Raw genomic sequence first — 21,402 nt, 5'->3', positions numbered from 1 at the left:
GGAATCTGTTTTATTAACAGGCAAACAGAATATGGGATTCAAGGACAATTGGGCATTGAAATAAGACGATAATATGTCACCATTGTTCAACTGAGATTTTCGTTTGGGCCCATTTTGTCCTTTGTGTCATAAATATACCTAAAAAATTATGAGTGCTATTTGTCACATTCCTTAGAGGTCATTGCTTCCAGTAAGGCCCTCATACTGGCGTTGTTAATAGTCTTACTGGCTGGGTGCACAGGAATTTCCGCGGAAGATCGTGCTGAAACGGCGCGGCATATCGCTGTAGGTGCTAATCTGCGTGAGCATCGCATTATGGCAGAGCCATTTGTGTTGACGGTGTTCGAGCGGGTTGGCAAACTTGATGCTCCGGCAACGATTTATATTGAAGGTGACGGGCTCGCCTGGCTTAACCGGCAGGAACCTTCACTCAATCCGACACCCGTTGATCCGCTGGCTTTGCGTCTTGCGGCGGAGGATCAGGATGATAACGTGATCTATATGGCGCGTCCGTGCCAGTTCAGCGGTTTAAGTGATGCGAGTGCGATCTGTCCAAAGGAGTATTGGACTTCGCGGCGTCTCTCTCCCGAGGAGTTGCGGTCTGAAAACGCTGCCCTTGACGATATCAAAGCGCGATACCATCTCACGGGGTTTAATCTGGTCGGCTATTCTGGTGGAGGCGGTGTGGTGGCATTGCTGGCAGGTATGCGGGGTGACGTATTAAGCTTGCGCACGGTGGCGGGTAATCTTGATCCGGCATTATTTTCGCAACTTCATCGCATCAGCAAACCTGCCGCCGATACGCTTTCTCCTTTAAGCGTGGCAGCGAAGACCGCGCATATACCGCAACAGCATTTCGTGGGAGGGCGGGATGAGATCATTCCTTTGGATATTGCCCGGAGCTTTCGCCGGGCGGTGGGTACATCTTATTGTATAAGAATTACAAAGGTAGAAAGCGCTGATCATAGCGAAGGCTGGGTGAATGTCTGGCGAGACCTTTTGCGAGCGTCGCTGGATTGTTACGCGCCTCTTTAAAACTTGTAAGCCGCGCGCACAAAGCCTGCGTTACTGGTGTAGTCCATTTTATGCTGGAGCTCGTAATTGGCAGTAAGCTCTATGTTACTGTTGGTTACGTACTTCACGCTTGCGCCCATATCGAGTGTGCCGCGGCCGGGCTGTATGCCCTGAGTATCGAAAGCCGGGCCGCCGGCAGCGAAACTATTGGTGGCATCGAGATGATCGCCGATGACATCATAACGCCATCCGCCGTGAACGCTTGGGGTTAAGACTCCCTCTGCGCGTTGGTAAGTCCAGCTAAGCTTTGTGCCCACGCCAAGTTCGAGAACGTCCATGTTCTTACGGTCAATATGCAGGTTCATGCTTCCGGCACCGGTTTCCGTGTAGCTGTCCGGTGAGTAGTGCAGGTAGTTGGCCAGAATGCTTGGGGTCACGAGGGTAGAGCCGTAGCGGTAATTCTTGCCCAGTTCCGTGCGCGCTGCGATCTCGTTCGTGTTAAAGTCGCCGTGTGCGGCCGAGCCGCCTGCGCCGCCTACATCGTAGCGGATGGTATCGACATTCTGCCACCCATAAGCCAGCATGCCGCTTGCAAAAGTATCTTTTGTAAAAGCGTAATCACCGTATAGGGTCAGCTGGTAGCTGTTTACATCCGTACCGGTGTGGTTAGCGTTCTTTGAGTTGGCGTTGGTTTGGCCAGAGCTTAATGCCAGGCCCAGAATCGTCTTGTCGTTGATGTTACGTGTATCAATACCGACTGCGCCGCCCCAGCTATTGGCGCTATAGCCTTTGATACCTTGATGTTCACCCTGGTTCGCTTCTGCATCGAACATCTGCCCCCATATGCGCACGCCCTTCAGGTTGCCGCCGGCAGCCATACCGGTTTCGCCGCTACCGTGCAATATGGCCAGTTGTTCGGCTGCCATATTCAATGTCTGGTTATTGAGCGCCTGTGCACCGATGAAATCGCTGCCGTTAAGTGTAGGTTCCACCGACTGGAGGGTATTCTGGGCGGCGGCCCGGGTGGGGGCGCTGTTTAAATTTCCCAGTACTCGCAGTATGGCCGGGTCGCTGGTATTCGCATCCGCAAATGTCTGCAGTGTGTTATAGGTGTTTGTGTCGGCTGGGTTAAAGCCAAGGTTGCCGGATGAAGCACGGCTTGCCCGGATGAACAGATCGCTGCTGCTGGTCGGGGTTGTAGCACCGGTGCCGTCAACCATCTGGAAGTTCCAGAGGTAGGAGTTATCGGAAATCGCGGTCAGCATACCGCCCGGGCCGCCGGTGAGGGGAGCGCTGCCCTGGATGACTTTCATCTCATCACCGTTATGCAACAGCGGGGCGTTTCCAAGATCGACAGCGACGTTCACGCCTGTCAGATCGGCGTTGCCGACAATTTTGCCGAACGTGTTATTGCTTACCCCGAAGGCGAGCGTGCCTCCATTGCCGGCGAAATTTCCCGTCAGCGTGTCGCCTGCGCGCAGCGTCAGCCTGTCGCCGCTCGCTACCGTCGTGTTGTTGGCGGTTAAGTTGCCGTGTGTGGTGAAATTGCTTGCGACATTGATGGCATTAACGTTGGTATTGCCATCGATCTGGCCGCCAAGGAGGTTAAGGGTAGTGTTCGTCGCCTGAATGTCGCCAATAACGGTGCTGCCGCTGAGAAGGTCGATGTTGGGTACGGTCGAAGTGGGGTCGATATTGATAGCGAATATGTTGCCCTGAATGGTGCCGGAATTCTGAATGCCGCCGCTGATAATTGCAGTGCTGGATATCCTGATACCGGTGTTTGCGCTTGAAATGGTGCCGCTGTTGGCGATGTGTCCTGTGATGTTCGTGGCGCTAAACACCAGGATACCGGCGTTGCCGCCGGAAATTACGCCGCCCGCTTGATTAATGAGGCTGCCATTCAGCGTTGCGCCGTTATGCAATGAGATGCCAGCAGACGTTGTGCCCGTAATGGTGCCGGAGTTGACGATATCACCGGTGATATTCGACACGTTAAACGCTGCAAGTCCCGTGCCCGCGCCACTGATGGTGCCGCTGTTGGCAATGCCGCCGGAAAGGTTGCTGCTGCGCATGAGAATACCATTGCCATTAGGTCCCCCCTGAATGACACCCGTATTATGGATTCCGTCTACAACCGTACTGTTATTGATAATGGCAATGCCTTCATCGTTGTTGCTGCCACTGATAGTGCCGCTGTTGGTGATGCCGCCCATGAGTATGCTGCTGGAGAGTCGGATGCCAGTACCGGCTGCGGTGCTGATGATGTTGCCGGTATTCGTGATGCCATTCAGGACGGCAGAGCCGTTAATAATCCCGATGCCTGAAGCGTCGGTACTGATGGTGCCGCTATTGGCGATGCCACCAGAAAGATTGCTGCTGTTTATGACGATACCGGTGCCGGTCCAGCCCAGAGTTCCGTTATTGTGAATGTAGCCGGGGGAGGGAGGTGTGTTGGTGCTCAAATTTATGCCGCCGACGTTACCGCCGTTTGCGACAGTGACGCTGGAAGTCGCATCGAAATCGCAGACGATTCCTGAAAGTGCCGTACCTGTGATGATGGTCGGGCATGATATAGCGAAGGCGGTTGCCGGGAGGAAGAAGCTTCCGCCAATCAGGGCGGTGGAACCAATCAGGTATTTCTTGAGAGGTTTCAGTTGAGACATTTTCCCTGCGACATGAAAATAATGATTGCAATGAAACTAGGATAAGTATGTCTTGCTGACAAGCGATAATCTGTTAAAAATAATGAACTAACGCAAGAATTTAGCATTGCTGCAAATTTGCATCACGATGAATCATTTCTTCATGGATATGAAGCCAGAGCCTTTCGGAAACCAGACTGCATGACATCGTTACAGGCGCAAGCGGAAGAGTTTTTCAATGCCGGTAGAAACGCTGCTGCTGAGGCGCACACATTGCCGCTGGCGGAAACACTGATAGCTAAGGCCATAGAATGCGATGGCTCGGTTCCTGCCTACTATCAACTCCAGTGCGATATTTTAAGATGCATCAAACAATTCGACAAGGCGATTGCCGCTGGCGAGCAGGCGGTGAACCTCGCCCGGCAAGATGCAGAAGCCTGGTATCTTCTGGCTCTGGCCTGCAGCGAAGCAGGGCGGCATGGTGACGCTGCTGCGCACTATCAGCAAGCCCTGTGTTTTAATCCCCGGCATGATAAAGCTGCCAATAATCTTGGCGCAATGCTGGAAGTGGACGGGAAGCTGTCGGAAGCCGAAGCATGTTATGCGCGTGCCGTAGAGTCCAATCCCTGTAATGCGGAAGCGCAAAACAATCTAGGCGCCATCTTGAGCACTCGCGGCGATCTGGATCGCGCGCGCCAATGCTTTATTGCTTCGGTGAATGTTAACCCGTTGTTTGTACACGCGCATTACAATCTCTCGACACTCAAGAAATATACGGTGGATGACCCGCACCTTATCGCTCTGGAAAAACTGGCTGCCAATGCCCACAATCTCCCTGTTGATGTGCAGCTCAGGCTGTGGTTCTCGTTGGGCAAGGCCTGGGAAGATGTTAAGCGTTATGACGATTCCTTTGCTGCCTATGAGCGTGGCAACCGCATCCATCGCGCCATGATTGGCTATGATGAAAAGACTGCGGCGAAAAGCACACGGGATATCATTGAACGTTTCAATAAAACGCTGGCAAGGAAAAAACATTCGGGTCTTGCGGATGAAACGCCCATTTTTATTGTCGGCATGCCACGTTCGGGAACCACACTGATTGAGCAAATCCTCTCCAGCCATTCCGTCGTGTTCGGTGCGGGAGAACTACACGATCTATGCAGTACGATCACGCAACAGTGGGGGATTGGGGCAGGTATTTCTTATATAGACTGCCTGCAATCGGCTACGGAAGAAGAATTGCATGCTATCGGTGCGGCATATTTGCAAAAGATCCGTGTGCTCCATTCCACGGCACCCCGTATCACCGATAAAATGCCCGGAAATTATTTTTACATCGGTCTTATTCACACAGTATTTCCGAAGGCAAAAATTATCCATTCTATGCGCGATCCCATGGATACGTGCTTTTCCAACTATTCGCGGCTTTTTAAAGAAACCATGCCTTTCGCGTATGATTTACAGGAGCTTGGCCGGTACTGGCGTCAGTATGACGCGTTGATGCGGCATTGGAAGAATGTTCTGCCGAAAGGCACGATTCTTGATGTGCGCTATGAAGATGTCGTTGCCGATCTCGAAGGGCAGGCGAGGCGCTTGCTCGATTATTGCGGCTTGCCCTGGGAAGAGGGATGTCTTGCTTTCTATCAAAACAAGCGTCTGGTCAAAACTGCCAGCGTTGCGCAGGTGCGCCAGCCGATCTATCAAAGCTCTGTTGCGCGCTGGGAGCATTACCGCAAGCATCTTGAGCCTTTGCGTCAAGCGATGGACGGAAAAGAGATGCCACAACAAAGTATGACAATCGAACAGGCGTTGGCGAGTGCCAATCAGGCGCTGGAAAGAAACCAGTTGGCGGAAGCGGAAATGCTCCTGCGGAAAATTTTGGAAGTGAGGCCGCGGGAGGCGCAGGCGCTGCATCTCTTAGGGCTGGTCGCCTATAAAGCCGGGAAACCTGATATAGCCATTGAGTTAGTCCGGCAGGCTATCCAGTCGGACGGAAATATTGCACTTTTTCATGCCAACCTCACTGAAATGTATCGTGTCCGGGGTGAGCTTGCACGGGCGATAGCTCACGGCAAGCAGGCGATAGCTCTTGAGCCAGGTCTGATCGCGGCGCATGCCAATCTCGGTATCAGCTATTTCGACCAGAAAGAATATGATAAAGCCGAGGCCTGCCAGAAAGCGGCGCTTGCCATCAACCCGCATTTTCCGCCGGCACTCAATGCTATGGGTAGTATCCGGCGCACGTATAAAGACGATGAAGGCGCTATGGAGTATTACCGTAAAGCCATTGCTGCCAATCCGCATTATACGGAGCCGCTCAGCAACTTAAGTGAAGTGCTGGTGCGCCGTGGCCAGGTGCAAGAAGCGTTGACCTATCTCGATCAGGTTCTGGCTTTCAACCCGAATGACACACATGCCTTGTGCAATCGCGGCTATGCTCTTTTGGCATTGAGCGAGCCGGAAGAAGCGCACCGCTGTTTTTCACGCGTCCTGGAGTTGCGGTCGGATTATGCGGAAGCTTACGCTGGCCTAGCGCGCTTATGCAACGATCTTCATCAATACGCGCAAGCGAAAGCATATGTGCTCAAATCCCTGGCGCTAAAACCCGGTACGGCGGAATTCCATAGCACTCTCGCTTCGATCCATCTTGCTTTAGGAGAGACGGATAAGGCGCTTGCAATATTTGAGACGGCATTAATGCATGACCCCGCTCTGGCAAGCGCTAAGCTCGGAGTTGGCAGTATCATGATGCAAAAGGGGGAGCTTGCAAAAGCAGAATCCATTTTTCGTAGTGTTCTGGATAGCGGGCAGGAGCGCATCAATGCGCTTTGCAGCCTTAGCCAGGTCAGGAAAATCAGGTCTGATGAGGATGTCATCCCGCTTTTGGAAAAGGAGGCGGAGCAATTGGCACTCCTTCCGGATGAAAAAGCCAGCCGTATTCATTTCGCGCTCGGTAAAGCGTATGATGATAATGATAATCCTGAAAAAGCTTTCCACCATTTTCTGGAAGGCTGTCGGTTGCACCGCAAGCACAATCATTATAATGCGCAAGAGCAATACAGGCTCTTTGCACGCCAGAAGGACATATTCAGCAGACGCTTTATTGACCAGAACCGAGGCCAGGGCGTTTCTTCAGATGTGCCGATCTTTGTACTCGGCATGCCGCGTTCGGGCACGACGCTGGTCGAACAAATCATTGCCAGCCACCCGCACGTGTTTGGGGCAGGCGAATTGCCGGATTTTTCTGAGATTGCGCAGCAACCGCAAAGCATCGAAGCGATTGGCAGTCAATATGTTGATAGGCTCAGAGCGCTTGCGCCGGGTGCTAAATACATTACCGACAAAATGCCCCATAATTATTTTCATATGGGAGCGATACATTTAGCGTTGCCTAACGCCAAAATCATTCATGTTGAGCGACATCCGCTCGATACGTGCTTATCCTGCTTTATCCGTCTTTTTTCCCATCCGCAGGAATATACGTATAATCTCTATGATCTCGGGCGCTATTACCGAGAATACAGCCAGTTAATGGATCATTGGCGTGCTGTGCTTCCGGCGGATAGCTTTTACACCATACGTTATGAAGAACTGGTTGCAGATATGGAAACCCATGCTCGCAAGCTGATCAGTTATTGCGGACTATCATGGGATGATGCATGCTTCGAGCCCCATAAAACCAGGCGCGATATCCGTACTGCGAGCGTCACGCAAGTTCGTCAGCCTGTCTATACGTCTTCTGTTGCACGCTGGAAAAAATATGAGCGGTTCTTAGGGCCGCTGATAGAAGGTTTAGGCAATGTGTTGAAAGAGTAAAGGGCATGAATTTACATAGCTTGAAATTATACCGCATTACCTTCCCTCCCACGTAATTTTTCGAAGACCAATCGATGCTTATAAGTATGTGCGATGCATTAAAATGATTCCCGTCAGCGCAAAGTGTCTGGGAATAAATCTATACTGGGATAAATCATTGCGAGTTTATAGAAGGCGCTTGACGGAAAGAGCACCAGAAGAAGTGTCCATTGTCGATTCCCAAATTCCCACTCGCCTATGTTCTCTTCGCCAAATTAAGGGAGGCAGCGATACTAGGGCTTATCTTGTTATTATGCCTGGCAAAAGTCTTACGCATACATTTGTGCGTTATCCATGGAGAGGATGTTTCAAATATTTTTGCCCTGTATTCAATCGTGTCGTATAGTGTGTCTTGTCTGTCAGGAATAACCTTTAATACTTCTTTGATTTGAGAGTGTCCCAAGGAATTCTCCTCAGTAATATAAGTGGTACCCTCGATGATCTCTGCTGGAAGAATGGGCATATAATATGTCTTTTTAATGATTTGAATGTACAAGAAAACAGTATAAGTCGTATGAGCGTTATGGGAGCGTCTAGTCAGCGTGGCCGGATTTTCCCTGCTTTTTATATTCTTTTTCCCAGTGTTCTTCGCGGATTAAGGATTGCTCTATTTCACCAATGGTGAGCGGGCTATCGTCTGAGCTTGTGACGCTGATATCTATTATCTCATTGCCTTGTTTTATAATCTCTTGTCCGACACTAAATGCTCGCTGAATGTTTTCAGCGCGCAGATATTCAACTCTGTTGGCAGAAGAGTCTTTTACAATAAAAACATAAGGCATGGTATTATTCCCCTGTTGAGAAAGGTCGTCTCACGACGCTTTGTAGCAACCGCTTCATTTTCTATATCCAACTGCCGCAGTGCATCTACGGTGAGATCAAGCCTTCGATGGGCTTCCGCCAGCCACTCCTCACCACATTCGGAAATATTTTCAGTCGCTTTAAGGCCATGGCGATACAGTTCCGACCATCGCTCCAGCGTTTCCAATGCCTGACGGCTACCAACCTTGCTGAGAGAACGGTTCTGCAAGAATGGTTTTATAGATGCATTCATTAATTGTTCAACGTTATGCAGTTGCTCATAGAACCGTGTCGGCAAATCATCGGTCCTATATACATTCTCAACCAATTTTGTTGTTAAACCCAATCATATTCTGCAATGGGATATCACCGTTTTTGCCACCATATTGCGCATGTGCAAAGATAGATTATCGATCTGTTGGCGTAAAATCGTCGAAGGACCAAGCATAATGACTCCTTGTTGGCCATTCGTATTACGCCAACGAATATCATGGATGAAGGGTATGGTTAATTAATTTAAGATTAGCGATAAGCCGTATATTGCGGCCTGAAGTGTCATACACCATACTGATACAGTCACCGTACGCTCTTATTTAAGGAGTGTATAGAGAAAAAAGAAGTTTCCTGAAGAAGCAATGAATACGTGCCTCGGATTTCAGATTACTGTAGACAAATTACATTAATGAGTGCTTGCGTTTAGCTGGAGCAGTGTAATCCTGCGGATGATTCCCTATAAGCAGAAATTCTACAGTCTTGTAGCGCGAAATTGAAGTCAAGATTTATTTCCTTCTGGTTGATTGTTATTTTTCGAGACAGGTTGAGAAACTGTTTCTATAAATAGATTGTAAATTACTCCAATCAGAGTGGCAATAACATGAGGGGTTACAATGGCGCATTCTAATTTTCTTAGAAATTCATTCCTGGTAACGGTAATTTTGCTATCTGCATGCAGCCAAAAGAATACTAGCGGCTTGCCCCAAACGGGGACGCAAACGACGTATTCGACTCCTCCTGAATTTTCTACGGATTATGTATTATCCTCCAAATCCTCTCCTAATCTTAGTCTTTCCTCAGTGTGTGGAAAGAAGATACCGGAAAAGAATTGCCCTATAATATCTCCCCCTACAACGCCTGTTGAGCTTTTGAAGAATATTAAAAGTGCCCTCGCACTTAATTTATTCCTTAAGGATGATATATATACCAATGATGAATTGCTCTGGAAAATATTTGCCGTTAGGGAATTCTTGAAAGAGTATCCATTTGAGAATGGCACCTTAGTTGTAAGGGCCGGAAGATTTCCAGTTTCCATCGATCAGCCAGCTCTGCACGTAGCAGGTGTGCTTACCCCTAATATTCAAATCATAAAGTCTCGTTCGACTTATCAGAATGCAAAGAAAGTCAAAGTTAGCTTTGGCATCAGGGAAACAGATGCCTTCGGACTAAGCATTGCTGATGTAGAAGCAGTATTTGGCCCGGACTGGAAGTACTATACGCCTTCTATGCCGGGTACCTCTGCTCATCATGAATCTCCAGCGCCAAGTAACCGTATAACGTACCTACTTAAGGGGAAGGGGAACGTGTCTGCGAATGTCTTAATATCGTTTGATAAGAATAAGAAGATGCACAGCCTATCCATCGGTATTGAGGAGTAACAGCATATGGCAATTATTAATACACAACCGTTTTCTGATACATTTGTTAATTCTCCTCAATGGAGTCTGTTTCTGCAAGCTATGCAGGGGTCACAGATTATTGCAGATGAGATTCAGAAATTTATTAATAAGTATGGCTCTAATGGTACCATTACGCTTGGTGTTGCAGGTGGCGGTACTTATACCAATGTTGGTACGAAGACAGATTCAGCAGGAAATACTACCTACAATGCGACCATTGTTATTGATCCGAAATTGTTTGCGATGGATGCAATAGCCACGCATAATATGTTCGCTCCGTCTTTAGCCTCTCTTGTAACTATATTGGGGCATGAGCTTGGCCATGCGGTAGACACTGGCGGGACAGGCGATGTTACCACTGCATCCTCTCCAGATCAGGCAGCCAGTATAGGAGCACGTTTTGAAGGGGTTGCTGTCGTAGAAGAATATGATGTTGCTATTCAGTTAGATCCACAAGACAACATAATGTTTGATGCTACGTTAGAACAGCATCTCAAGAATATCCCTTCTACAGATCCCAATCTGTATAATGACCAAGTTACTTTGGCTACGAATGAGTATAAGACTCATAAGATTTCTTTCGCGCCTAATCTCAGATATATAGATTATTACAGCGATGTTTGGATACTCAAGAAGTATGCTATTTCTTCTGCGCAGGTAGATTGGAAGAAACAACCTAATAATATCAGTTATAGCGTCACCACAGGAGGGTGGAACATTCCATCCGCTACTGTGTATCTCAAAGACGGCTCTACCAGAACTATTGGAGGATTCATTCCTAGCAGTGGAACAAGTTCTATGACTGAAAGTTATTTTTCAGCTGGGGCGACTGATGCAAGCACAACGGCAGCATTTACGACTAATGGCATAGATATCAGCAATGGAACCGGCGCAGCAAGTTCAAGTTTCAGTCCTGAGATTATTCAAGATAATGCTACTATTACTTTTGAAGATGGAACGGTTTCAGATATCAACGCTGCGACCATTATTGGGACTGGAAATACTATTTTAATGGGTGCCAACGATAAAGTCACTTTATTGTCTGCAGCTGATGCACTTCTGGATTACGGCGATAATAGTTATACGGAAGATACTCCGAACGTAATAAATGATGTTATCCAAGCCGCCAGTACAACGGCAGACCTTACCTCTGATACTATTATCTTCGAAGGACAGTCTCTTACCGGCACTTACAATTCATGGGATACTGACCAATATGGCCGCACCTTCAATCTTTCTAATGGTAATTTGACGATTACTAAGGACCAGGATTCTATTACTATTAACGGATTCCAGAATGGCGATTATGGGGTTATAATTAACTCACCCTATAGTTATAGTTCTTTTAATAAAGCCAATGCCTATATCGTTTCTTCAAACGGCATTAATGATTCCGGGCAGACCGTAGGCACCTATGGCACGGATAGCAGCTATTACAATACAGGCTTTTTAAACAATAACGGCACTTTTACAGATATCAGTGTATCTGGCGCATTATCGACGGATGCTAATGGCATTAATAATGCCGGACAGATTGTCGGTGACTTTTTTACTGGCGATACCATAGATAGTGAACATGGCTTCTTGTATTCTGGGGGAGTCTATACCATTATTAATGCCCCCAATGCTTTATATACAAAAGCTTCAGGTATTAATAATGCTGGAACAATTGTTGGAACTTATAACGATGACAACGGTTCTCATGGGTTTGTAGATGTATCCGGTACATTCACTACCATTGATGTGCCTGATGGTATAGGATCCACCACAGCTACGGCGATTAATAATTCCAACCAAGTTGTTGGGACTTATTACGATAGTTTAGGCAATCAGCATGGCTTTCTAGATTCCAATGGCGTATTTACTACAATAGATTTTCCTCTTGAGTTAGATCCCAATCGACCTAACCTCAATCCTTCCAGTCCCATGATCAGTATAAATTTAACGGGTATAAATAACAGCGGGCAGATATCCGGCTTTATTGAAGATGGAGTAGAAGCCTTTATTGGTTTTGTTTACGATAGTAACACGGGTTCTTTTACACCGATTACAGCGCCCAATAATCCGTACGAATATTTTGTAGGAGGTATTAGTAATAATGGCCTTGTAACTGGAACAGACGTTGTACACAGCACAGGTTTTGTGGCCACTCCTACCATCAACTCCTCGGCCGCACATAATCAGATTACAGATCATAGTGATGGAAATAAAACTATCGCAAGTGATCAGAATGCTATTATTTCCGGTGATGGAAATATTATTACTGGAAGTAGTGGAGATAGCATATTCGTTTATGGGAATAACAATACAATCACAGCGGATATCAATAGTAATGTAACACTCAATGGTTCATCTAATACAGTGAGTGCTGCAAACGGTGATACGGTTAATACATCTGGTAGTGGTAGCGCTAATACCATCAATGTATCAGGAGGAACTGTTAATGCTGCTGATGGTACAGCTTTTCATCTTACGGGTTCTAATAACAGTATTAATGCCGGTAGCGATGATAGTGCCGTTGTCACAGGTAATAATAATATATTAACTGCCGATGCTAGCGCAACTGTATCTGCCAGTGGTACAGGCAATGTGATTACGGTAGGAGAAAACAGTACAGTCACTGTTGCTTCTAGTGCATCTGCGACTGTTGGTACTACAGAAAGCGGGGCGAAACTTGCTGACGCTACATTATCATTTTCCAATACCACCGAAGTTATCACTTATGCAGATCCCGTAGCAATCCAGGTTGCTTCTGGCGGACAAGCCGTTATCACAGGCGAAGACGGTATTATGACGGTTGATAATCAATATAATGGCAGTACGGATATCAAGAATATCATTAATTGGAATGATGGCACTTCGCAATTGCAACTGTTCAGCAATCTTCCCAGCGGTGAAAGCGAAGAGGTTACTAACTATAGCGGTGCGAATCTGACTGGTACTGTAACTTCAGAAATTATTTACTATAATAACAATTCTGGTCCAAACAGTGCCGCAGTGTCCGGTATTGGCGCAAAAGTGAACGCATCCTATATAGCGGTGACGCTTGCATCCAATACTAGTGCAACACTTACTGGTATTGCTGATACAGCAGCGCTTGTTGGCAACGATACCTTATCTGTCAATGGCACCCAAAATACCGTGTCGGTTAGCGGTACGGATAATGTACTCAATTTATCGAGTGGCACTATGACAATGTCTGCGAATGCAGGCGTAACTCTGAGCGGTTCTGATGATGTCGTGACAGCGAATAATTACGGAAATCTCTATGCTTACGGCACCGCTAATACCATAAGCATGGGCACCAGCAGCTATCTGTATGTGAGCACGGCCAGCTTGAATTCCGGTGATGCAGATACGGTCAGTCTGTCCAACGGCTGGGTAGATGTCGCCGATAATTCAGCAGTCAACTTCACCGGTTCGGACACGAACGTTAGCACCTATGGCAGTGCTGTTCTCAGTGTCTCAGGCAACAGCAACGAAGTGGATGTCTATGCCGATAACACCGTAACGGTCACCGGCAACAGCAATACGATCAATTCGTTCGGTAATACGAATGATACCTTCACCATAACAGGCAATGACAATGCTGTGCTGGCGGGTACCCGTAACCTTATCAACATCTCCGGCAACGGCAACAGCGTCACAGGATATGTAGATTATGGCGTGGATATCCTGACTTCTGCGATTACCTTCGATGGCGTGGATACAAGAGGTAACATCACGCTGGGAACAGCTTTACCCAACGGTCTGACCTATACGCTCTCCGGCACAACACTAACGGTGACTAAAGGTTCGGATTCCCTCGCTATCGATAATTTCCAGAATTACGATTACGGGATCAATATCTCCTCCTCCAGCACCATCTACGATACGTCTTCCGCTACGATCAGCATTGCAAACTCCGCAACGGCTGCAGTCATTGGGGATTACGACACGATTACTGCCGGGACTTCAGCGACGCTCCTGCTTGATGGCTTAGGAGATACGCTGACGGCAGGTAATGGCAGCACGGTCAATATCCAGAGCAATGGCCAGGGAGCCGATGCTTCGGATTACGATACGATCAACCTGTCTCATGGTACGGTGAATGTAGCGGATAATGCGGCTATCAACCTGTACGGCTCTGATAATACGGTGGTCACCGGCATCAATGATAATGTCTATGCGTATGGTGACCGCAATACCATCACCTTCGGAGCGGGCAGCTATCTGTATTTAAGCAGCGATAGTACCAATCCTGCCGATGCCGATACAGTTACCCTGTCGGACGGCTGGGTGGACATCGAGGGTAATTCGGCTGTGACGGTTCATTGCGCGAATACCAACGTCAGCACCTATGGCAGCGCAGTAGTGTCAGTTATAGGCAATGGCAACGAGATCGATACCAGTGCGGATAATACCGTCACCGTTGCCGGTAACAATAACGTTATCAATGCCTATGGCAGTGCTTCGATTTCTCTCTCCGGTACCAACAATACCCTGCATGCTCATAACGGTGATATTGTGACACTGGCCACGGGTGCTTCGGCCACGATTACCGGTGCAAACCTGACGATCCATGGCAATGGCAATCATTACCAGTTTGCACGTGGTGCAGGACATGACGCTTTGATCAATGGTCTTTCTACCAATACGGGGCCGAGTGGTGAGCTCGATATGGGCGCCAATATCAGTAAGAACCAGATCTGGTTTGAGCATGTCGGTAATAACTTGCAAGTAGATATCCTAGGCACGACCGATCACATGACGATCAATAACTGGTATAGCAACAGCTATTCCAAGCTGAGCAGCATCCACACTGCTGCTGGTAATGTGATCGACAGCCAGTTGCAGCAGCTTGTGCAGGCAATGGCTACCTATAGTGCCAACCATACGGGCTTCAATCCCACCACCGCCACTAGCATGCCGACGGATTCCACGCTGCAAAGCACACTTGCAGCAAGCTGGCATTGATAAGATGAAGGTTTAGCCGGGAAAGTATCTAGACTTTCCCGGCTTTTTAATGAGATGGCTTCTTTTGTTCTGAATAATAAGAAAGTTAATCGAGATCTGCAGCTTAGCCTAGATAAACTCGCGCTGCGATTAATAAATGCTTATTCCTTAAGATACAAGGGAGAGGTTTCTAGTTTAAGCTGTCCACTCTTAAGATGGTTAGACTTCAGGATGCGGTATGTTGATCCTGTGCCTCGTCAAATTATTTATTCTGATAAGTTGATGATCAGATTTATGGGACGTTCAAATCCTGCGGCAAGCATGTGGTGCAGGCGCAAAGCGGCGAACATCTGGTTGATTTGGTCTCCCATAACAAAGCCAACATTATCACCACGATTATCGACAAGTTTGAAACGGCTACCAAGAAACAGCGCATCCGCGACGAAAGCAGCAATATCTTTGTGCTGGTGGATGAAAGCCATCGTTCGCAATACGGCATCGCCCACGCGAAAATGCAAAATGTCTTCCCGAACGCCTGTTACATAGGCTTTACGGGTACGCCGCTGCTTAAGAAGGATAAAAGTACAGCCGAGAAGTTTGGCGGCTTTATCCATAAATATACTATGAACCAAGCGGTAAAAGACGGCGCGGTTGCGCCTCTTATTTACGAAGGACGCATGGCAGAATTGCATGGGGAAAAGGAGCAGTTAGACCGCTGGTTTGAGCGCATCACCGCCGACTTAACGCCTGAACAAAAGCTCGATTTGAAGAAGAAATTCCGGCGCGAGGAAGAGTTAAGCAAGTCCAGCGCTCGCATCGCAGAAATTGCTTACGATATTTCCGAGCATTTTAAGGCCAATTTTAGAGAGACGGGCAGAAAGGGACAGCTAGCTGTATCCAGTAAGGAAATGGCGCTTGGGTATAAGCGGCTGCTGGAAGAATTTGGAATCGAAATAGCGGTTATCATGTCTCCACCGGATACCCGTGAGGATCATACTTCTACCGATGAATTACAAATCCCCGAAGTGCAGCAATTCTGGAAAGCCATGATGGCTAAGTACGGGAATGAGAAAACCTATGTGGATTCGATTGTAAACTCTTTCAAACATTCCGACTGGCCGGAAATTATTATCGTTGTAGATAAGCTGTTGACGGGCTTTGATGCGCCATGCAACAGCGTTCTCTACATTGATAAGCACCTAAAAGAACACAATATTCTTCAGGCGATTGCTCGTGTAAACCGTTTGTTGGATGGGAAAGAATACGGCCTTATTGTCGATTATCGAGGTATCTTTGGCGAACTGAATGAAGCCATAGACACCTATCGTGCATTGGAAAACGAAGGCTTTGACTTCGAGGATATTGAAGGAACACTTGCCGATGTCAGCGAGGAAATTAAACAGCTTCCCCAACGCCACACAGATATTTGGCAGGTATTCAACGGGGTTGAGAACAAGAGCGACATTGAGGCATTACAGCGCCATCTTGAGCCGGTTGATGTGCGTGAGGAGTTTTATGAACGCCTAAAAGAGTTTTCCAAAACGCTACAGCTTGCGCTCAGTAACTCCAAATTTCAGGATGAAACACCAGAGGAGAAAAAGAAAAAATATACTGATGATCTCAAACGGTTTTTGGACCTTCGTGCTGCGGTGAAGCAGCGTTATGGTGAAAGTGTGGATTATTCATCCTATGAAGCGCAAATCCGTAACATGGTGAATAAATATATTGGCGCTTCTCAGGTGAGGCAGCTTATCGAACCAGTCAATGTATTTGATGTAGAGAACTTTGAGCTTGAGCTTGATAAAATAGAAGGTGAAGCAGCAAAGGCAGATGCGATTGCATCGCGCATGAAAAAGACTATTACCGAGAAGATGGACGAAGACCCTACGCTCTATAAGCGTCTCTCTGAAGTCATTGAAGAAGCTATTGCAGAACACAGAGCACAGCGTTTGTCAGATGCTAATTACTTAAAGCGCATGAAGAAAGTGCTTGAAGAAATGCGACAACAAGGAGGTTCGGATTTACCCACTGCGCTAGCCGGGCATGATGATGCGAAAGCTTATTATGGCGTTGTGCTAGAATATCTTCCTATAAACAGTTCGATTAAAGGGAAAGAAGATATTGCTGCGGATATTGCTATCCGAGCTGAAGAACTCATCGATAGTCATAAAATTAGGGATTGGGCGCACAAGATCGACGTACAGAATGCTATGCTCAACGACATTGAAGATTTCTTGTTCAGTATGAAAGGAAGATATGATCTTGGTTTCAGTACCGAGGAATTAGATCATGTGATGCAACTTCTCCTAAGTGTTGCAAAAAGGCGTGAAGGTTATGGCAGCTAATATATTTAGAAAGGAAGGTTACCATGAGGTGCTTTATGGTAATACTAGCATTCCTTTCAGGTTGAATTTTACCGATCGTCATACTCTAGCAATCCATGTTTATCCCGATATGTCTGTTGTCATTGACGCTCCCCAAGATGTCGCATTGGCTCTGATTAAGAGTAGAGTGCTCAAACGGGCGAGGTGGATCAGAAAACAGCAGAAGTTTTTTGCGGGATTGCCTCCTGCTTTACCTGTTAGAAAATATATTTCTGGCGAAACATTCCGATATTTAGGTAGGCAATATAAACTTAGGGTTGAGAAGGGCATAATTAATAAAGTACACATAGAAAGAGGCAAACTGGTTGTTTATGCCACTCGTATTGAACAGCAGCGAGTGAAAGAGTTGCTTGATATATGGTATAGAGCCAGAGCCGCAGATATCTTTATGGAACGGTTTGCTGTCTGTCAGAGATTGGTCTCTAAAATTAATATTCAATATGAAAACAGGCTTTATTTAAGAAGTATGAGAACCCGTTGGGGAACATGCTCTAAAGATGCTAAAATTACACTAAATCCTGAGTTGGTTGCGTGTTCTAAAGAATGCATTGACTATGTAATTATGCATGAATTATGTCATCTAAAAGAACATAACCATAATTCTAAATTTTATAAACTATTATCTTCGGTAATGCCTGATTGGGAGGAGCGAAAATACAAACTTGAGATAACCGCAGAAAGAAGAATATTATAATTGCATCTCTTGATGGTTTCTGAAGATTTTATTTTAGGTCCTTCGCTATTTGCAGAAGCCTGTCTGTGGTATTCCGGCTGTCCTCATCTTTTATTTTTTGCTAGAATTTTAGCCGGATCTACACCAAGTTCCTCAGCAATAGTCATAAATTCAGCTACATCTAAACGGCGTTCTCCGTTTTCGTATTTCGCAACAAAGGATTGAGGTTTTTTCAGCCTATCTGCCAGTTGTTGCTGCGTTATACCGGCAGCTTTTCGGGCTGCGATTAATGCGCCGCATAAGGCTCTATATCTATCTGAATATATAGATTTCTTCACAGTTGCGCACTTTCCGGTTGATTTGGTGCGCAAACAGAGTTAATCCCAACTCAGGATTATCCCAAAATAGGATATTTATGGAATCTGGTATGATATTACGCGGCATTATAGCCGTTCTAGTATTTCTCGGCCTTATAGGCTTTCTTATATGGATTTTACGTTCGGGAATTGCCAAAGGACTTAGCAATAGTAGAACGTTTAATACAGTGCTCGGAGTAGTCTTTTTGGGGATTATTTTTTGGACATTAAAGCCGGAGACAAAAGAAAGAACACCTCAGGAGCAAGCATGTGTAGAAGACTGGAAAAAATGTGCTGACAATCTGCAGATGGCAAATAATTATCATAATTGGTTTCATGTGCAGTATATTTGTAAGCAGGCGGCAATCAAAGGGGCCCAATACGGTACGCCGGAATTTCCACAGTTTGAATCCTTTGGAAGACTTCGTGATGGTACTGATTATGTAGAGACAGGTGTCGTGTTCGTTTATGAACCAGACGCAAAATTTCAGAATGCTTTCGGCGCTATGCAACATGTAGGAGTTGAGTGTCAATATGATTTAAACAAAAACGAGGTGGTTTCAGTTAATATCCATCCACCTGAGTAAACTTGACACTTTTAATCGGAGAAATATTTATTGGTATCAAATTGATTAATTTTTCGGATATTTGATATGCAGCAGGAAAATGCTCCCAAACTTTATCAGACGGACAAGGATATCTTGCAGAATGCCTTAAGGCGTTGGAAAACCAAGGGTGATAATGCTGAAGAAGTAATCGCTATATGTGTGATGGAACTAAAAATATTTAATGAACGGTTCTGCAAACCCGCCAATATCCCATTACCTTTCGATCCTGAAATTCTAATCGAAGTTATCAATAAAGATAAGGGGTTTAATACTTCTTTAGAGGTACGAAAAGATAGGCGTATAATGGGTATCACTCTGCAATTTTTGGTTCTGTTTGGCTGTCCTTTAAACCAGGCAATAAAAGCGCTAATGCAGTGGAAGAATGTTGGTGAAACCGGTCTCAAAGAGGCTCACAGAGGAGTAATGAAGGAAGAGGCCAGAGATACGGTTGGATTTTTCTTTCGTAACTTAGCAGTTGTTGAGTCCTTCATCGAAAAAGCAAAAGTCCGGCCTTTTCCTCTGGAATATGATAGCTATCCAAAGGCGAGAGTAGCTTTTGAACGACTTAAACTAGTATGCCAGGGGGAGATAATCGCCATCATACGCCAACAGTACATATATAATAAACCCCTCAACTATAAAGCAATGTATGATCACCTGAGCGGTATATTTCCTGGCATTTCCAAAACAGGAAATTTTACTTTCCCGACTGATTAACACTCATTATTGCATTTGCCTTACTGTATATAGTCAAAATTATTTTGCCTAATTTCCGTTTTCTGACCGCTCTTTAGAATAGGGGTACAAGCACCATTCTAAGGAGGTATTATGTTAACAATAGAAAGCGTTTCCACTAGCTTGCTGATCCCATACGCACAGAATGCGCGTACACACAGTGATAAACAGATCGCTCAAATCGCCAGAAGCATCAGAGAATTTGGTTTTACCGTTCCCATACTGATAGATGAGGCCAACACGGTCATGGCGGGCCATGGACGGCTACTGGCGGCCAAGCAGCTCGGAATGCAGGAAGTGCCTGTCATAAGGCACGAGCATATGACGGAGGTACAGAAGAAATCTTATATACTTGCTGATAACAGATTGGCTGAGAAAGCAGGGTGGAACAGAGATAGTCTTAAGTTAGAACTCGCAGCGCTTCTGGAGCTGGATGTTAATATCGATCTAACGGTTACAGGGTTTGAAACCCCAGAACTTGATCTTCTGTTCAATGAGGCATCTTCAGCCTCGAAAGCCGATCCTGTTGATAGCATTGCCGATGAGGATGCAGTTCCCAAGCAGGTCCGTTCCGGAGATCTATGGCAGTTGGGAAATCATCGGCTTTATTGTGGGGATAGCCTGAAATCAAAGAGTTTTGATATACTAATGGAGGGGAAGCTGGCGGATGTCGTCTTCACCGATCCTCCTTATAATGTTCCGGTTGATGGCCATGTATGTGGTACTGGAAAGATCCGGCATAAAGAATTTGCGCAAGCTTCTGGAGAAATGACCCCAGAAGAATTCACTGGTTTCCTATCCAAATCCTTTGATCTCCTAATGCGTCATTCCAAGGATGGTTCGATCCATTATGTATGCATGGACTGGAGGCATATGCTGGAGATGATGACCGCTGGCAAGATTTATGACGAACTCAAGAATATCTGTGTCTGGAACAAACAGTTGGGAGGCATGGGAAGTTTCTACCGTTCCCAGCATGAACTGGTCTTTGTCTTCAAGCATGGCAAGGCATCCCACATCAATAATATCGAACTCGGCAAACATGGCCGTTACCGGACCAATGTCTGGGATTATCCCGGTGTGCATGCCAATAACAACCATCGGGATGATCTGAAGCTGCACCCGACGGTGAAACCCGTACAGATGATAGCCGACGCCATCATCGACAGTTCCAAACAAGGAGGTATTGTTCTGGACTGTTTTGCAGGCAGTGGTTCAACCCTTCTTGCTGCTGAAAGGAGCAAACGCAAGGCTTATGTCATCGAGTATGAAACCCATTATTGTGATGTAATCCTGTACCGCTTCGGGAAAATGACTGGAATTAAGCCATCTCTGATCAGTGGAGGTGCCAATGTCTGATGAATATGAAGTAGGTTACAAAAAGCCTCCCGCTAAGAATCAATTCAAACCTGGACAGTCTGGTAATCCGAAAGGACGAAGAAAAGGTGCAAAGAACTTTGCCACTGCTATCCATGCGGAGTTGGAAATACGTATTCCCATTACAGAGAATGGTAAGCGCAGGACCATCTCCAAGCGTGAAGCTATTGCCAAGCAATTGGTGAATAAGGCAGTTTCAGGTGATCCCAAAACCGTTCCTATTTTGCTTAATGAAACCCGTGAACATGATAATCCGCAGGGAACCGGGCATGCCGACATCAATGCCCTGTTACAAGAAGATCGTGACATTCTGCGTTATTATAATCCGTTCCAGAAGGGGGATTAG

The 21,402-nt window shown here is 46.4% G+C and carries 14 protein-coding genes; 10 read left to right on the top strand and 4 right to left on the bottom strand.

Annotation, left to right across the window (positions count from 1 at the left end; translation table 11 throughout):
- Positions 1-159 precede the first annotated feature (159 nt).
- Entirely contained in the window at positions 160-1,035 is an 876-nt protein-coding gene (locus VFT64_12275) for a hypothetical protein (GenBank protein HEU5048606.1), read from the top strand.
- Here VFT64_12275 and VFT64_12270 read toward each other — a convergent pair.
- Positions 1,032-3,680 (bottom strand): autotransporter domain-containing protein, encoded by a 2,649-nt coding sequence (locus tag VFT64_12270; protein HEU5048605.1) that lies wholly within the window; start codon positions 3,678-3,680, stop codon positions 1,032-1,034. The two genes, VFT64_12275 and VFT64_12270, sit on opposite strands and share 4 nt — an antisense overlap.
- Before the next feature lie 180 nt (positions 3,681-3,860).
- Here VFT64_12270 and VFT64_12265 point away from each other — a divergent pair, with 180 nt between their 5' ends.
- Complete coding sequence (locus VFT64_12265; protein ID HEU5048604.1) at positions 3,861-7,475, top strand: sulfotransferase; 3,615 nt, start codon at positions 3,861-3,863, stop codon at positions 7,473-7,475.
- A 572-nt stretch (positions 7,476-8,047) separates the two neighbouring features.
- On the opposite strand, the gene VFT64_12260 is transcribed toward VFT64_12265, so the two are convergent.
- Both VFT64_12260 and VFT64_12255 read right to left on the bottom strand, forming a co-directional pair.
- Positions 8,048-8,296 (bottom strand): hypothetical protein, encoded by a 249-nt coding sequence (locus VFT64_12260; protein ID HEU5048603.1) that lies wholly within the window; start codon positions 8,294-8,296, stop codon positions 8,048-8,050.
- Positions 8,275-8,661: a hypothetical protein gene (locus VFT64_12255; GenBank protein ID HEU5048602.1), complete on the bottom strand. Its 387-nt coding sequence runs from the start codon at positions 8,659-8,661 to the stop codon at positions 8,275-8,277. Before VFT64_12255 ends, VFT64_12260 begins: the two co-directional genes overlap by 22 nt.
- A gap of 541 nt (positions 8,662-9,202) precedes the next feature.
- Between VFT64_12255 and VFT64_12250 the strand changes: the two genes are divergently transcribed.
- The 4 genes from VFT64_12250 (at position 9,203) to VFT64_12235 (ending at position 18,001) form a co-directional block, all read left to right on the top strand.
- On the top strand, positions 9,203-9,967 hold the full coding sequence (locus VFT64_12250; GenBank protein ID HEU5048601.1) for a hypothetical protein: 765 nt from the start codon (positions 9,203-9,205) through the stop codon (positions 9,965-9,967).
- A gap of 6 nt (positions 9,968-9,973) precedes the next feature.
- Positions 9,974-14,944, top strand: coding sequence for a hypothetical protein (locus tag VFT64_12245; GenBank protein ID HEU5048600.1), 4,971 nt, complete (start codon positions 9,974-9,976; stop codon positions 14,942-14,944).
- A 269-nt stretch (positions 14,945-15,213) separates the two neighbouring features.
- Positions 15,214-17,268 (top strand): type I restriction enzyme endonuclease domain-containing protein, encoded by a 2,055-nt coding sequence (locus tag VFT64_12240; protein ID HEU5048599.1) that lies wholly within the window; start codon positions 15,214-15,216, stop codon positions 17,266-17,268.
- Positions 17,258-18,001: a SprT family zinc-dependent metalloprotease gene (locus tag VFT64_12235; GenBank protein ID HEU5048598.1), complete on the top strand. Its 744-nt coding sequence runs from the start codon at positions 17,258-17,260 to the stop codon at positions 17,999-18,001. The genes VFT64_12240 and VFT64_12235 overlap by 11 nt, the downstream gene beginning before the upstream one ends.
- Before the next feature lie 83 nt (positions 18,002-18,084).
- On the opposite strand, the gene VFT64_12230 is transcribed toward VFT64_12235, so the two are convergent.
- A complete protein-coding gene (locus VFT64_12230) occupies positions 18,085-18,318 on the bottom strand; it encodes a helix-turn-helix transcriptional regulator (protein HEU5048597.1) in 234 nt (77 codons plus the stop codon).
- Between the two features lie 77 nt (positions 18,319-18,395).
- Between VFT64_12230 and VFT64_12225 the strand changes: the two genes are divergently transcribed.
- The 4 genes from VFT64_12225 to VFT64_12210 all read left to right on the top strand — a co-directional run bounded on the left by VFT64_12225 (position 18,396) and on the right by VFT64_12210 (position 21,402).
- Complete coding sequence (locus VFT64_12225; GenBank protein ID HEU5048596.1) at positions 18,396-18,923, top strand: hypothetical protein; 528 nt, start codon at positions 18,396-18,398, stop codon at positions 18,921-18,923.
- A gap of 66 nt (positions 18,924-18,989) precedes the next feature.
- The gene (locus VFT64_12220) at positions 18,990-19,661 is read left to right on the top strand and encodes a hypothetical protein (protein HEU5048595.1); all 672 of its coding nucleotides are present in this window, start codon (positions 18,990-18,992) and stop codon (positions 19,659-19,661) included.
- 111 nt (positions 19,662-19,772) lie between these two features.
- Complete coding sequence (locus VFT64_12215; GenBank protein ID HEU5048594.1) at positions 19,773-21,038, top strand: DNA methyltransferase; 1,266 nt, start codon at positions 19,773-19,775, stop codon at positions 21,036-21,038.
- The gene (locus VFT64_12210; protein ID HEU5048593.1) at positions 21,031-21,402 is read left to right on the top strand and encodes a DUF5681 domain-containing protein; all 372 of its coding nucleotides are present in this window, start codon (positions 21,031-21,033) and stop codon (positions 21,400-21,402) included. Before VFT64_12215 ends, VFT64_12210 begins: the two co-directional genes overlap by 8 nt.

It is taken from the genome of Rickettsiales bacterium (genome assembly GCA_035765535.1).
Taxonomy (GTDB): Bacteria; Pseudomonadota; Alphaproteobacteria; order Rickettsiales; family JABCZZ01; genus JABCZZ01.
Note: the sequence above shows the minus strand (reverse complement) of the source record. Positions and strands in the feature narration are given on the sequence as shown.